This window comes from Streptomyces sp. TAA040 (assembly GCF_000424845.1).
This window is the reverse complement of the sequence record NZ_AUKR01000014.1, coordinates 127,692-141,216: the sequence shown is the minus strand read 5'-3', so window position 1 is coordinate 141,216 and position 13,525 is coordinate 127,692. Positions and strand designations below refer to the sequence as shown.

At 73.1% G+C, this 13,525-nt stretch carries 11 protein-coding genes and 1 riboswitch; of the genes, 7 read left to right on the top strand and 4 right to left on the bottom strand.

What is annotated here, in order from left to right:
* Window positions 1-138 precede the first annotated feature (138 nt).
* A complete protein-coding gene (locus H300_RS0114570) occupies window positions 139-1,074 on the top strand; it encodes an ROK family protein (RefSeq protein WP_028428020.1) in 936 nt (311 codons plus the stop codon).
* Window positions 1,071-2,267 carry an N-acetylglucosamine-6-phosphate deacetylase gene (gene nagA, locus H300_RS26935; RefSeq protein ID WP_051270051.1) on the top strand — a complete coding sequence of 399 codons (1,197 nt, stop codon included), beginning with the start codon at window positions 1,071-1,073 and terminating at the stop codon, window positions 2,265-2,267. Before H300_RS0114570 ends, nagA begins: the two co-directional genes overlap by 4 nt.
* A gap of 48 nt (window positions 2,268-2,315) precedes the next feature.
* Here nagA and H300_RS0114560 read toward each other — a convergent pair whose 3' ends face one another.
* Together H300_RS0114560 and cdgB are read right to left on the bottom strand one after the other, a co-directional pair.
* Entirely contained in the window at window positions 2,316-3,245 is a 930-nt protein-coding gene (locus H300_RS0114560; protein WP_028428019.1) for a hypothetical protein, read from the bottom strand.
* Window positions 3,246-3,336: 91 nt separating this feature from the next.
* Window positions 3,337-4,932, bottom strand: coding sequence for a diguanylate cyclase CdgB (gene cdgB, locus H300_RS0114555; protein ID WP_028428018.1), 1,596 nt, complete (start codon window positions 4,930-4,932; stop codon window positions 3,337-3,339).
* Between the two features lie 694 nt (window positions 4,933-5,626).
* Here cdgB and H300_RS0114545 point away from each other — a divergent pair.
* From H300_RS0114545 to otsB, 4 genes are all read left to right on the top strand, one after another.
* Entirely contained in the window at window positions 5,627-6,103 is a 477-nt protein-coding gene (locus H300_RS0114545; protein ID WP_078516010.1) for a flavin reductase family protein, read from the top strand.
* A gap of 227 nt (window positions 6,104-6,330) precedes the next feature.
* Entirely contained in the window at window positions 6,331-7,653 is a 1,323-nt protein-coding gene (locus H300_RS0114540) for an extracellular solute-binding protein (protein ID WP_199779190.1), read from the top strand.
* Window positions 7,654-7,759: 106 nt separating this feature from the next.
* On the top strand, window positions 7,760-8,182 hold the full coding sequence (locus H300_RS26930) for a DUF3263 domain-containing protein (RefSeq protein ID WP_078515999.1): 423 nt from the start codon (window positions 7,760-7,762) through the stop codon (window positions 8,180-8,182).
* Between the two features lie 10 nt (window positions 8,183-8,192).
* A complete protein-coding gene (gene otsB, locus H300_RS0114530) occupies window positions 8,193-9,074 on the top strand; it encodes a trehalose-phosphatase (protein WP_028428015.1) in 882 nt (293 codons plus the stop codon).
* A 64-nt stretch (window positions 9,075-9,138) separates the two neighbouring features.
* Here otsB and H300_RS0114525 read toward each other — a convergent pair whose 3' ends face one another.
* Entirely contained in the window at window positions 9,139-10,587 is a 1,449-nt protein-coding gene (locus H300_RS0114525) for a trehalose-6-phosphate synthase (protein ID WP_037980363.1), read from the bottom strand.
* A 140-nt stretch (window positions 10,588-10,727) separates the two neighbouring features.
* Complete coding sequence (locus H300_RS0114520; protein WP_028428013.1) at window positions 10,728-11,687, bottom strand: glucosyl-3-phosphoglycerate synthase; 960 nt, start codon at window positions 11,685-11,687, stop codon at window positions 10,728-10,730.
* A 326-nt stretch (window positions 11,688-12,013) separates the two neighbouring features.
* Window positions 12,014-12,164, top strand: a riboswitch (SAM riboswitch).
* Between the two features lie 17 nt (window positions 12,165-12,181).
* Between H300_RS0114520 and thrC the strand changes: the two genes are divergently transcribed.
* Window positions 12,182-13,495 carry a threonine synthase gene (gene thrC, locus H300_RS0114515; RefSeq protein WP_486583837.1) on the top strand — a complete coding sequence of 438 codons (1,314 nt, stop codon included), beginning with the start codon at window positions 12,182-12,184 and terminating at the stop codon, window positions 13,493-13,495.
* Window positions 13,496-13,525: the final 30 nt, after the last annotated feature.

Below are 13,525 nucleotides of genomic sequence, written 5' to 3'. Positions count from 1 at the left end.
GGACTGACGTTCCGGCCGCGACGGGGACTGACGTTCCGGCCGCGACGGGGAGCCTGCGGGCCCGCCGGGCGGGACCCGGACGCGGTCCCCGGTGAAGTGGACTAGACCTTTCGTGGTCTCTCGGGCGAGACTGGACCCGTGAAATACGTCATCGCCCTTGATGTGGGCGGCACCGGCATGAAGGCTGCCCTGGTGGGAGCGGACGGCGCGCTGCTCCACGAGGCACGCCGACCGACCGACCGCGACAGCGGACCTGAGGCGGTGACCGCGGCCGTCCTGGCCTTCGCCGCCGACCTGAGCACCCTCGGCACCGAACGGTTCGGCACCGAGGCGGCAGCCGCCGGAGTCGTGGTGCCCGGTGTGCTGGACGAGCCCGCCGGGGTCGTCCGGTACGCGGCCAACCTGGGCTGGTCCGACGTTCCGCTGCGCGCGCTGCTCACCGCACACCTGCGGGGCGTCCCGGTGGCACTCGGCCACGACGTCCGCGCCGGCGGGCTGGCCGAGGGCAGGCTCGGAGCGGGCGACGGCGTCGACCGGTTCCTCTTCGTACCGCTCGGCACCGGCATCGCCGGCGCCCTCGGCATCGAGGGCCGGGTGGAGGCGGGAGCGCACGGCGGAGCGGGCGAGATCGGGCACGTGGTCGTCCGCCCGGACGGACCGTTGTGCGGCTGCGGGCAGCGCGGCTGCCTGGAGACCCTCGCCTCGGCCGCCGCCGTCGGCCGCGCGTGGGCCGCGGTCTCCGGCGACCCACGGGCGACCGCCGCCGACGCGGCCGCCGCCGTGGCCGCCGGCCACCCGCGCGCCCGCGCCGTCTGGGATGACGCGGTGGACGCCCTGGCAGCCGGCCTGGTCACCGCGCTGACGCTGCTCGACCCGCGGACGCTGATCATCGGCGGCGGACTGGCCGAGGCGGGCGAGACGCTCTTCGCGCCGCTGCGCGCGGCGGTGCAGGCCAAGGCCACCTTCCAGCGGCTCCCCTCGATCGTGCCGGCGGCCCTGGGGGACACCGCCGGCTGCCTGGGCGCGGGACTTCTCGCCTGGGACCTACTCTCTGCGGAGGTTTCGGAGCTGTGAAGGCGAATTCCGAGGTACTGAGCGGCGCCCGTGTGGTGACGCCGGCCGGCGTCACCGAGAACGGCCGGGTCGCGGTGGGGGGCGGGCGGATCACCTCCGTCGGCACCGGGGGGCAGGTGCCGGGACCGGGTTCCCTGGACCTCACCGGCCACTGGGTCGTCCCCGGCTTCGTCGACATCCACAACCACGGCGGCGGGGGCGCCTCCTTCAGCTCCGGTACCGCGGAGGACGTGCTGACCGGCGTCCGGACCCACCGCGAGCACGGCACGACCACCCTGCTCGCCTCCACCGTCACCGGTGACCTGGACGTACTCGCCCGGCAGGCGGCGCTGCTGTCCGAACTGGTCGAGCAGGGTGATCTGGCCGGCATCCACTTCGAGGGCCCGTTCATCTCGCCCTGCCGCAAGGGCGCGCACAGCGAGGAGCTGCTTCGCGACCCCGACCCGACCGAGGTCCGCAAGCTCGTGGACGCCGCCCGCGGCAGTGCCCGCATGTTCACCCTGGCCACCGAACGCCCGGGCGGCCTGGACTCGGTGCGGCTGCTCGCCGAACACGGCGTGATCGCCGCCGTCGGCCACACCGATGCCGACTACGCGCAGACCAGGGCGGCCGTCGAGGCCGGCGCCACCGTCGCCACGCACCTGTTCAACGCGATGCCCTCGCTCAACCACCGGGAACCGGGCCCGATCGCCGCCCTGCTGGAGGACGAACGGGTCACCGTCGAACTGATCAACGACGGCACCCACCTGCACCGCTCCGTCCTGGAGCTGGCCTTCCGCAGTGCCGGACCGGACCGGGTGGCCTTCATCACCGACGCGATGGACGCCGCCGGGTTCCATGACGGCAGCTACCGGCTCGGCCCGCTGACCGTGGAGGTCGCCGACGGCGTCGCCCGCCTCGGCGACGGCACGATCGCCGGCTCGACCCTCACCCAGGACACCGCTCTGCGGCGGGCCGTCACCGTCGATGGGCTGCCGGTCGTCGACGCGGTGAAGGCCCTCTCGACCACTCCCGCCCGGCTGCTCGGCCTCGCCGACCGCATCGGCTCCGTCGAACCGGGCAAGGACGCCGACCTCGTCGTGCTGACCGCCGACTGGACGGTGGCCGGAGTGCTCCGCAAGGGCGAGTGGGTCGTGCGGCCGCCCGGCGTGCAGCACCCCGCGCAGCCCCGGCCGCAGACCCAGCCGGTCTGACGCGCGCCGGCACCCTTGCGGGTGCCGGCGCGCGGGGGTGCGGTCGGCTCAGCGCTCGACGTGGCCCTCCGCGAGCCACACGCGGTCCACCGCGAAGTCGCAGGAGTTGTCCGACTGGCAGGAGACCTGGAGCGAGTTGGACCCCTCGTCGAGCTGGACCCAGGCGTAGGTGACCGTCCAGCCCTTCTCCCAGTCGCCCTTCTCGGCCTTGGCGAAGTTCCCCATGTTCAGCGGCTGGCCGTGCGGCTTGCCGTTGATCGCCAGCGTGGAGTCCGCGTCCTTGCCAGGCACCGAGTAGCCGACGAACATCGTGTACTTGCCCGCGTCGGGTACCTCGATCGTCCAGGTCGCGGCGGCGCCCTCGTTGTTGAAGCCCGACACGTACTGGCCGTCGGACGCCTCGGAGCCGGCCACGTCGGACGCGACCGTCGGGCCGTTGTCCAGCCGGAGGCTGGAGGCGTCCTCGCTCGGCAGGTCCACTTCCTCGTCCGGCTCCGGCGGCGTCTCGGCGTTCGCCCCCGGGTCCTCGCTCGCCTCGACCTTGCCGCCGCCGGCGTCGGAGGTGGGCGAGGCGGACAGGTCGCCCACCTCGTCGTCGCCGCTGAACGCGACGGCCGCGCCGACGCCGAGCACCACCGCGGCGGCCGCCGCGATCGCGCCGATCAGCAGGCCGTTGCGGCGGTCGGAGCCGCCGCCCCGGCCGCGTCCGCCGCCGTGCCCGGCCGGGCCGCGACCGCCGGGCGGGTACGGCGGAGCGCCTCCGCCGACGGGCTGCGCCTCGGGTGCGGCGTAGTACGGGCTGGGGGCCGCCTGCTGCCCGCCGTTGCGGCGCTCACCGACCGCGCGCACCTGGTTGTACGAGGTACGCGGCACGCCGGCCTGCTGGGCCTGTGCGGGCGAACCGTCGTCCGAGCGGTAGAGATAGCCGAACGGGTCGTCGCCCTCCGGACTGCTCGTACCGTTATTTCCGGCGGTCATCCCCTGCTCTCCTCACACGGCATACGGCTGACGCGCCGCAGCTTACCCCTTTTGAGCGACAGGTCCGGGTCGGAGACCCGTGCCGATCGGGTCAGCCGGCGCGCCGATGACCCTTGGATCGGGACCGCTTCTCCACGTACATCCGCTGGTCAGCGGATTGCAATACCCCTTCGGTCGACATTCCGCAAGCCGCCCAGCCGATGCCGAAACTGGCCCCGACCCGGACCGCACGCCCGTCCACCCGGATCGGCGGGATGATGGCGTTGCGCAACCGGAGCGCCAGATCCGCCGCGTCCGCCTGGCAGAGTCCCTCGGCCAGGACCACGAACTCGTCTCCGCCCAGCCGGGCCACGGTGTCGTTGTCCCGCACCCCGCCCGCCAGCCGCCTCGCCACCTCGATCAGTACGGCGTCTCCGCAGTGGTGCCCGAACCGGTCGTTGATCGACTTGAAGCCGTCCAGGTCGCAGAAGAGCACCGCCAGTCCCTTGTCCAGCGGGTCCGCGGTCTCGGGGGCGGCGATGTGCGTGTGATGGTCGAAGCCCGGCAGGCCGAGCCCGTCGAACTCGTCCGCCGTGAAGCCGTGCCCCGCCGATCCGGCCGCTGCCGGTCCCGGCCGACTGCACAGCCGGCCGCTCAGCCGGGCGCGCAGCTCGGCGCTGTTCGGCAGCCCGGTCAGCTGGTCGTGGCTGGCGCGGTGGGCGAGCTGGAGCTCGTGCCGCTTGCGCTCCTCTATGTCCTCGACATGGGTGAGCAGGAAGCGCGGGCCGTCTGCGGCGTCGGCGACCACGGAGTTCCGCAGCGAGACCCACAGGTACGAGCCGTCCCGGCGGGCCAGCCGCAGCTCTGCCCGGCCGCCCTCGGCGGAGGTCCGCAGCAGCGTCCCGATGTCCTCCGGGTGCACCAGGTCGGAGAAGCTGTAGCGCCGCATCACCGACGCGGGCCTGCTGAGGAGGCGGCACAGCGCGTCGTTCGCCTTGATCAGGCGACCTTGCTGATCCCCGCCCATCTCGGCGATCGCCATCCCGCTGGGCGCGTACTCGAAGGCCTGCCGGAAGCTCTCCTCGCTGGCCCGCAGGGCCTGCTGCTCGCGCTCCAGCCGGACCAGGGCGCGCTGCATGTTGGAGCGCAGGCGCGCGTTGCTGATGGCGATGGCCGCCTGGAACCCGTACATCTGGAGCGCCTCGCAGCCCCAGGCCCCCGGCCTCCTGCCGTCCGCGGGGCGGTCGACGGATATGACCCCGAGCAGCTCGCTGTCGGACGAGTACATCGGGACGAAGAGCCGGTCCATCGGGTGCCACTCGTCGGCGAAGCGCGGCGACGGGCCCGTCGTGTGCCACTGCGGGACGTCGTCGTCGTCCAGGACCCAGCCCTCGGTGTAGGGGATGAACCGCAGCTCCCCCCAGGCCTCGCCCATCGTGAGCCGGCGGGCCCAAGACTCCTTGGAGCCCACCCGGCCGGCCATCATGGACTCGGCGCCGAGGCTGCCGGCCACCGCGGCCACCACCAGGTCGCCGTCGCCGCGGACCAGGTTGACCGCGGCCAGCTGGAACCCCAGTCCCTCGACCACGCCGTTCGCCACCGTCTGGAGAGTGTCGGCGAGGGAGCGGGCGGTGTTCAGTTTCGCCACCGACTGGTGGAGCTGGCGCAGAGTGGCGAGTCGGACGTACGGCTCCGCATCTGTGCCCATCGCCCTCCCCCCCCGTGGCCCCCATCCATCGAATGCCACTCGTCCGAGTGTTCCCGCCACTGAATCACAGCGAGCTGCCCACTCGGTACACAGGGTCAACGATAAATCCCATCTGTGACTCATGTCACAGCAGAGCGTGTGCAGTTGGTAGCTGCGAGTGGGGAAGCTCCCGAAGTCGGGAACATACCTCCCGCATATGCCGTCCGCGATTCCGTCCACCGCGCGTCCCTGCGTGCCCCGCCGCGTTGACGGCCCATGTTGACGGCCTGTGTCGACGGCCCGTGTCGACCTCCGGTGCGGGAAGGCCCGTGTCGACGGCGGTCGCCGTCGGGCTCGACGGGCCGGGGGTGCGGTGTGCTCCGTTCCCGGTGCGCGCCGGGAACGGCGCGTTCCCGGCGCGCACCGACGATGCGGTGATGAGTGCGGGCGGGGTCTAGGACTACCGTCGGCGGGCTCTGGTCCCCGGGCCCGATGCGGTCGGGTGTCCGACGCGGTTAGCGTCGTAAGGGTGTATTCGACAACCGATTCCGCCGCCGCCCGCTCCTCCCGTCCCCGGCCCCCGCGCACTTCGTCCTCGGAGGTTCCGCCGTCCCCCGACGAGGTGGTCGGTGCGGGGGGTGCCGGGCCCGAGGAGGGCGGGGGGCGGGGCGTCCCGCATGCTGAGGGCGTGAGCGAAGAACACTTCAAGGCGGCGATGGCCCGGCTGGCCGCGGGGGTGGTGCTGGTCACCGCCTTCGACGAGGAGGACGGGGCGCAGGGGGAGGACGTCGGCATGACCGCGACGGCCTTCCTTTCGGTGTCACTCGACCCGCCGCTCGTCCTGCTGAGCGTCCGCGGGGGTTCCCGGATGGACGAGGTGCTGGAGCGGCAGCCGCTGTGGGGCGCCTCCCTCCTCGCCGAGAGCCAGCGGCGGACCGCGGACCGGTTCGCCATGAAGGGCCGGCTCAGCGACCGGCTGATGTTCCGGGAGATCGCGCACACCCGTGGCCCGGTCTCCGGGGCCGCCCTGGTCGACGGTGCGCTCGCGCAGCTGGAGTGCCGTACCGAGCGGCGTATCCCGGCAGGCGATCACACCCTCGTCCTGGCCCGGGTGGTCGGCACGGCCCTCCTGTCCGCGGAAGGCGGTCCGCTGACCTACTACCGCGGCCGGTACCGCGGGCTCGGCTCCTGAGTCCCGCCGCGGCGTACGGACGGGAGGGGACCGGTCCGGGCTCCCGGGAGGAGCGGGGAGTGGTGTAGTCCACTTCGTGGTTCCCGTCACGGCGAGCCGCTGACCTGCGCGGTACGTCTGTTGCCGAAGCGATACGGGGGGTGGTGTAGACCGGGTGGGACCCGGAATGGAGACTCTTGTTCCGCGCGCATGCGAACGACGCGCGAACAGGCATCTGCTATTCGGGTATGCAACAGGGTAAAGGGGACGTCTCAGTGGAGCGGCGGCGGTTCTTGGGACTGGCAGCAAGCGGCATGGTGAGCGCCGTGGGGCTGTCAGCTGCGGCTTGCGGCAGCGGCGGCAGCGGCGGGGGCGACGTCACCCTCAAATTCGTCGCCGCCGACTACGGCACACCCAGTGGAGACGACGGCTCCAAGGAGTACTGGGACGCCCTGGCCGAAGCCTTCGAGAAGGAGCACCCGGGCATCAAGATCGATGTCTCGGTGTACAGCTGGAACGACGTGGACAAGCGCGTCGCGGACATGGTCGAGGCCGGTGAGGCACCCGACGTCGCGCAGATCGGTGCCTTCGCCGACTACGCGGCCCAGGGCGCTCTGTACGGCGCCTCCGAGATGCTCTCCATACCTGTCCAGGCGGACTTCCTGCCGACCCTCGCGCAGGCCGGTGAGCTCAACCGGATCCAGTACGGCCTGCCGTTCGTCTCCAGCACCCGTGTCTTCTTCTACAACAAGACGCTCTTCAGCGAAGCCGGACTGGACCCGGAGAAGCCGCCGAAGTCCTGGGAAGAGATCAAGTCCTACGCCGAGGCACTCAAGACCGCCGGTGTGGAGATCCCCTACGCCCTTCCGCTCGGTCCGGAGGAGGCCCCCGCCGAGACCATGCTGTGGATGTTCGGCGGCGGTGGCGCGTACACCAACAACGTCGGCGGCTACACCCTCGACTCCGCCGAGAACATCCGGACCTTCAACTGGCTGAACGAGGAACTCGTCGGCGCCGGCCTGACCGGCCCAAACTCGCCCGCGACGACCGACCGCCAGGACTCCTTCGACGCCTTCGCCCGTGGCGACGTCGGCATGCTCAACGGCCACCCCGTGCTGACCCAGCAGGCCGACCGCGGCGAGATCGACTACGGCACCGGTCCGCTCCCCGGCCGCACCGGCGAATCCGGCTCCACGATGGGCGTCGCCGACTGGATCATGGGCTTCAAGCAGAACGGCCACCGCGCCGAGATCGGCAAGTTCCTCGACTTCGTGTTCAGCGTCGACCAGCACTACGCCTTCATCGACCGTTACGGGCTGCTCCCCGTCACCACCTCCGCGTCCAACCGGATGACCGAGGCCGAGGAGCACGACGACCTCCAGCCGTTCCTCGAACAGCTCCCCATCGCCGAGTTCTACCCCGTCGGGAAGGTCTCCTGGGCCGCCACCAGCCAGGCCGTCAAGGAGGGCATCGGCAAGGCCGTCGCCGAGAACGGCAACCCGGAGACCGTCCTCAGCTCCCTCCAGCGCAAGGCCGACGAGGCGGAGGCCGCCGCCAACGCCCGCAACTGACCCTTGCGCGTCCGGCCCCCGGCCGCCCCGGGCGACGTGCGGGGCGGCCGGGTGAGCCACCGTCGGCCGACGGCCGGTGTGGGGAGCGCGCCGTAGGGTGGATCGGGTGACCGAGAACGAACCCGCCGCCGACGCGTCCGCCGGGGGCCCGCTCCCCGAGGCTGCGTCGGCCGGGCACGGACCTGCCGGGGATGCGTCCGCGTCCGGCCCCGGGTCCGCGCCGGACGGTCGCGGGACCGACGGGTCGGCGCCCGCGGACGATGCCGCGGGTGGGGGCTCCGCGGACGGCGCGGGCGGACCGACGGAGGGCCTCTCCGAGCGGGACCGGGCGGTCCTCGCGGTGGAGCGGCGCGGCTGGGCCGGGCCGGGCGCCAAGGAGCGGGCCATCAGGGAGCGGCTCGACATCTCGCCCACCCGCTACTACCAACTCCTCAACGCTCTCCTCGACGATCCGGCGGCCCTCGCCCACGCCCCGGTGACGGTCAACCGGCTCCGCCGAGTCCGCGAAGCCCAGCGCGCCCGCCGGTAGGCTCGGGAGCATGGACAGTCCGACCTCTGTTCCCCGGCGCCCCGGCGACTCCGTCCCCGCGCCGACCACCCGGGCCGGCACCGCCGCCCTCGCAGCGATCCGCGCCCGCCCCGAACAAACGGTCGTCGCCCTCGACTTCGACGGCACGCTCGCCCCGATCGTCCCCGACCCCGACGACGCCCGCGCCCACCCGGACATCGTCCCGGCGCTGGCCCGTCTGGCTCCCCGCATCCGCGCCGTCGCCATCGTCACCGGACGCCCGGCCGACCTCGCCGTCCGGTACGCGGGCCTCGCCGGCGTCCCCGGCCTGGAGCAGGTCACCGTCCTCGGCGCCTACGGTGCCGAACGCTGGGACGCCGCCACCGGGGAGACCCGCACCCCGCCCCCGGACCCCGGCGTAGCCGCAGCCCGCGCCGCACTCCCGTCCCTGCTGACCCGGATCGGCGCGCCCGAAGGCACGTGGACCGAGGACAAGGGCCGCGCCTTCGCCGTCCACACCCGCCGCACCCCCGACCCGGCCGCCGCCTTCGAGCTGCTCCGCGCACCGCTGCACGAACTGGCCGCCCGCCACGGCCTGCACCTCGAACCCGGCCGCATGGTGCTCGAACTCCGGCCGCCCGGCATGGACAAAGGCCTGGCCCTCGACTCCTTCCTCGCCGAGACCGACGCGGGTCCCGTCCTCTACGCCGGTGACGACCTCGGTGACCTGGCCGCCTACGACGCCGTCGGGAGGCGCCGCGAGTCGGGCCGTCCCGGCCTGCTGGTGTGCAGCGCCAGCACCGTCCCCGGCGAGACCGTCACCACTCTCGCCGACCGTGCCGACCTCGTCGTCGACGGGCCCGAAGGCGTGGCCGCTCTCCTCTCCGCCCTCCTGCCGGAGCAGGCACCCTGAGCCCTCGCCCCGGCCTTCCCGGGGCCGCGGCGCGCTACTGGACAGGGAAGGCCGGGGCGAGGGCTCAGGGCTCCAGGGCGTGGAGCTGGTCGAGGAACCAGCGGTGCGGGGGGAGGGCGGTGGCGGCGTCGGCGAGGCGTTGGGTGCGTTCGGTGCGCTCGGCGGCCGGGAGCAGCAGGGACTCGTGGAGGGCGCGGGCGGTGCCGGCGATGTCGTACGGGTTGACGGTCCAGGCGTCGGCGGCGAGTTCGGCGTGGGCGCCGGCCTCGCGGGAGAGGACGAGGGCGCAGCCCGCGTCGGAGACGACGGGGACCTCCTTGGCGACGAGGTTCATGCCGTCCCTGATCGGGTTGACGAGGGCGACGTCGGCGAGGCGGTAGGCCGCCAGCGAGCGGGCGAAGTCGTCCTTGACGTGCAGCAGCACCGGAGTCCAGCCGGGGGTGCCGTAGGCGTCGTTGATCTCCTCGGCGACGCGGGAGACCTCGGCGGTGTAGTCGCGGTAGATCGGCAGGTCCTGCCGGGAGGGGTAGGCGAAGGCGAGGTGCACGACGCGTTCGCGCCACTCGGGGTGGTCGTCGAGCAGGCGGCGGAAGGCGTGCAGGCCGCGGACGATGTTCTTGGACAGCTCGGTGCGGTCCACCCGGACGACGGTGCGGCGGTCGGTGCCGCCGATCCGGGTGCGAAGGTCGGCCATCCTGTCGTCGACGTCCTCGCGGTGGGCGCGTTCGCGGAGGAACTCGGCGTCGGCGCCGAGGCCGTGCACGCCGATCCGGGTGGCGCGGCCCTCGTGGGAGACGAGGAGTTCGCCGTCCGCGGAGATGACGGAGGCGCCGAGCAGGTCGGTGCAGCAGGCGGTGAAGGCCTCGGCCCAGCGCCAGGTGAGGAAGGCGGCGCGGTCCGCGCCGAGTATGCCGCGCAGCACGGCGGCGGCGACCTCGTCGGGGAGCAGCCGGTAGTAGTCCGGCGGCGCCCACGGGGTGTGGGAGAAGTGCCCGATGCGCAGGTCGGGGCGGCGCTCACGGAGCAGGCCGGGCACGAGGACGAGGTGGTAGTCCTGCACGAGGACGGTGGCGCCCTCGTCGGCCTCCGCGGCGAGGGCGTCGGCGAAGGCGGCGTTGTACGCCTCGTAGGACGCCCACTCGGCCTCGAACGCGGTGTCGAAGACCGGTTCCAACGGGGTCTGGTACAGCAGGTGGTGGACGAACCACAGGACCGAGTTGGCGACGCCGTTGTAGGCGGCGGCGAAGATGTCGGCCGGTATGTCGAGCATGCGGACGCGCTGCTCGCCTGTGTCGGTGGCGGGGAGCCGGCCCCGGTCGCGCCGGGCGGCCGCGCGGTCGGCGTCGGTGAGGGCGGCGCACACCCAGAGGGCGCCGGCGTCGGGCCCGATGGCGGAGAGCCCGGACACCAGGCCGCCGCCGCCGCGCTTGGCGGTGAGCGAACCGTCCTCGGCCTCGGTGTACGAGACGGGGCCGCGGTTGGAGGCGACGAGGATGCGGGGTGCAGGGGCCATGTCGCGAGCGTATCCGTCGTCGGGCCTGCTCAAACTGTCGTACGGATCTCGTGCGGATCTCGTTCGGGTGCGGTAAGGGCCGCGGCAGGGCTGCCGCGAGGGGCCCGGCACCGGCCGCGCCACCCGACGCGCCGCCGGGGTCAGGCGGCGCGTCGGTGGGCGTGGTATTCGGGGACGCCGCGCATCGGCGGGCGCTCCTCGGTGGCGACCTGGTGGGTCCGGGCGTCGAAGCCGCCGCCGGGGAGGCGGGTGAACTGGGTGATCTCGGCGCGGGCGAGAGGGGCGCCGGGCAGCCGGAGCTGGGCGGTGCGCTGGATGGTGGCGGCCATCCGGCCGAGCGCCTGGCCGTCCTGGTGGCGGTGCCGGCGGACGCCGACGTCGACCTGGGCCAGGGCGTCGAGGCCGACGGTGTCCAGGGCGTCGATGAGCAGGCCCAGCTCGACGCCGTAGCCGACGGGGAAGGGGAGCTGCTCCAGCAGGGTGCGGCGGGCCGCGTACTCGCCGCCGAGCGGCTGGACGAAGCCCGCGAGCCGAGGCCAGTGCAGGTTGAGCAGCGGGCGGGCGACGAGCTCGGTGACCCGGCCGCCGCCCGCCGGGTCGTCGCCCATCGGCCGGTCGTACATGGCCTTGACCAGGTGCAGGCCGGGGTCGGTGAGGAGCGGGCCGACGATGCCGGAGACGAAGCGCGACTCGAAGCCGCGCAGGTCGGCGTCCACGAAGCAGACGAGCTCGCCGGTGGTGGCGAGCAGCGAGCGCCACAGCACCTCGCCCTTGCCGGGGAGGGCGGGCAGCCGGGGGAGCACCTCGTCGCGGTGGACGACCTTCGCACCGGCCGCGGCGGCGGTCTCGGCGGTGCGGTCGGTGGAGCCGGAGTCCAGTACGACCAGTTCGTCGACCAGCGGGGTCTCGTCCGTCATCAGCTCCTCGCGGATGACGGAGACGATGGCGCCGACGGTGGACTCCTCGTTCAGCGCGGGCAGTACGACGCTGACGGTGCCGCGCGGCCCGGCGGCGCGTTTGGCGGCCAGGAGCTGTGGCAGCGACCGGTCCGCGGCGGTCCAGGAACGCCGCCGCAGCCAGCTGTCGACCTCATCCAGCACGTGCGCGTCTCCCCAGGTCTCGGTGTCGCGGGTCGTCGCCGTCCGCCGCGCGGGCCGGTCGGTGCGTGGGGGCCGCACGGCCCCCACGCGTGCGGTCACCGGCCGGTGCGCGGCGAGCGGGCCCGCGGCACTGCCGCCCCGGCGGGCGTCCACCGGGGGGCGGCAGCGTCACGTCTCGCGGTGCGGACGACTGTCTCCACGATGACGGGTGTCGGTTACAGTCTTGAACAACGCGTGTGACCTCCGTATGTCGGGGTCGGCTGCCGGTGACCGCCGGTGGCCCGCGGGACAAACACACCGGGTGGATCACGGGCCCGGCGTCATACCGCTCATCCAGAGGGGCAGAGGGAACGGCCCGTTGAAGCCCCGGCAACCCTCCCGCGCGCACTCGTGTTCCGAATTCTTCTCGGGCGAGGCCGCCGTGGGGAAGGTGCCAATTCCGTCCCGTGGCGAGATACGCCGAGGGGAAGATGAGGAGAAAGGGCCTCGCCTCCATGTCTGTGCACACAGTCGACAGCAGCACCGGTGCCGCCGGATCGAACGGCGGTTCCGCTTCCGAGGGTCTCCTCGGGCCCGCTGCGGCGCTCTCCTGCCGCGAGTGCGGGGAGCGTATCCCGCTGGGTCCGAGCTTCGCCTGTACGGCGTGTTTCGGTCCGCTGGAGATCGCCTACGACCTGCCGGCGGACGATCCCGAGGCGCTGCGGGCGCGGATCGAGGCCGGTCCGCACAATATCTGGCGCTACGCACCGTTGCTGCCGGTCCCGGCCGACGTCGCGGACAAGCCCAGCCTGAATCCGGGCATGACCAAGCTGGTCAGGGCCGACAACCTGGCGAAGGAACTGGGCGTCACCGGTTCGCTGCACGTCAAGGACGACTCCGGGAACCCGACGCACTCCTTCAAGGACCGGGTGGTGGCGATCGCGGTCGAGGCCGCGCGCGCCTTCGGTTTCACCACGCTCTCCTGCTCCTCGACGGGCAACCTGGCGGGAGCGGTCGGCGCGGCGGCGTCCCGTGCGGGGTTGCGCTCCTGTGTGTTCATCCCGCACGACCTGGAACAGGGCAAGGTCGTGATGGCCGCGGTCTACGGTGGTGAACTGGTCGGGATCGAGGGCAACTACGACGACGTGAACCGGTTCTGCAGCGAGCTGATCGGCGACCCGATCGGAGAGGACTGGGGTTTCGTCAACGTCAACCTGCGTCCCTACTACGCGGAGGGGTCGAAGACCCTGGCGTACGAGATCTGCGAGCAGCTCGGCTGGCGGCTCCCGGACCAGCTCGTGATCCCGATCGCGTCCGGCTCGCAGCTGACCAAGATCGACAAGGGGCTGCGCGAGCTGATCGCGCTCGGACTGGTCGAGGACCGCCCGTACAAGGTCTTCGGCGCCCAGGCCGAGGGCTGCTCCCCCGTCTCGCAGGCCTTCCGGGACGGCCACGACGTGGTGCGTCCGGTGCGGCCGGACACCATCGCCAAGTCGCTGGCGATCGGCAACCCGGCCGACGGCCCGTACGTCCTCGACATCGCCCGGCGCACGGGCGGTGCGGTGGAGGACGTCGACGACGCCCAGGTGGTCGATGCGATCAAGCTGCTGGCCCGGACCGAGGGCATCTTCGCGGAGACGGCCGGCGGGGTGACCGTCGGTGTCACGGCGAAGCTGATCGAGAAGGGCCTGCTGGACCCGTCGCTGACCACGGTGGTGCTGAACACCGGGGACGGCCTGAAGACGCTGGACGCGGTGGCGCCCACCTCCGGCCCCTCTGCGGTCATCCGGCCCAGCCTGGACGCCTTCCGGGCCGCCGGCCTGGGCTGACCCGCCCGGCCGGGGAGGCCGGTCCGGGAG

Coding starts and splice junctions, on each gene's coding strand:
- H300_RS0114560 (WP_028428019.1), bottom strand. CDS start 3,245: ATGACCGCCGGAAATAACGGTACGAGCAGTCCGGAGGGCGACGACCCG.
- cdgB (WP_028428018.1), bottom strand. CDS start 4,932: ATGGGCACAGATGCGGAGCCGTACGTCCGACTCGCCACTCTGCGCCAG.
- H300_RS0114545 (WP_078516010.1), top strand. CDS start 5,627: ATGGCCCGGCTGGCCGCGGGGGTGGTGCTGGTCACCGCCTTCGACGAG.
- H300_RS0114540 (WP_199779190.1), top strand. CDS start 6,331: ATGCAACAGGGTAAAGGGGACGTCTCAGTGGAGCGGCGGCGGTTCTTG.
- otsB (WP_028428015.1), top strand. CDS start 8,193: ATGGACAGTCCGACCTCTGTTCCCCGGCGCCCCGGCGACTCCGTCCCC.
- H300_RS0114525 (WP_037980363.1), bottom strand. CDS start 10,587: ATGGCCCCTGCACCCCGCATCCTCGTCGCCTCCAACCGCGGCCCCGTC.
- thrC (WP_486583837.1), top strand. CDS start 12,182: ATGTCTGTGCACACAGTCGACAGCAGCACCGGTGCCGCCGGATCGAAC.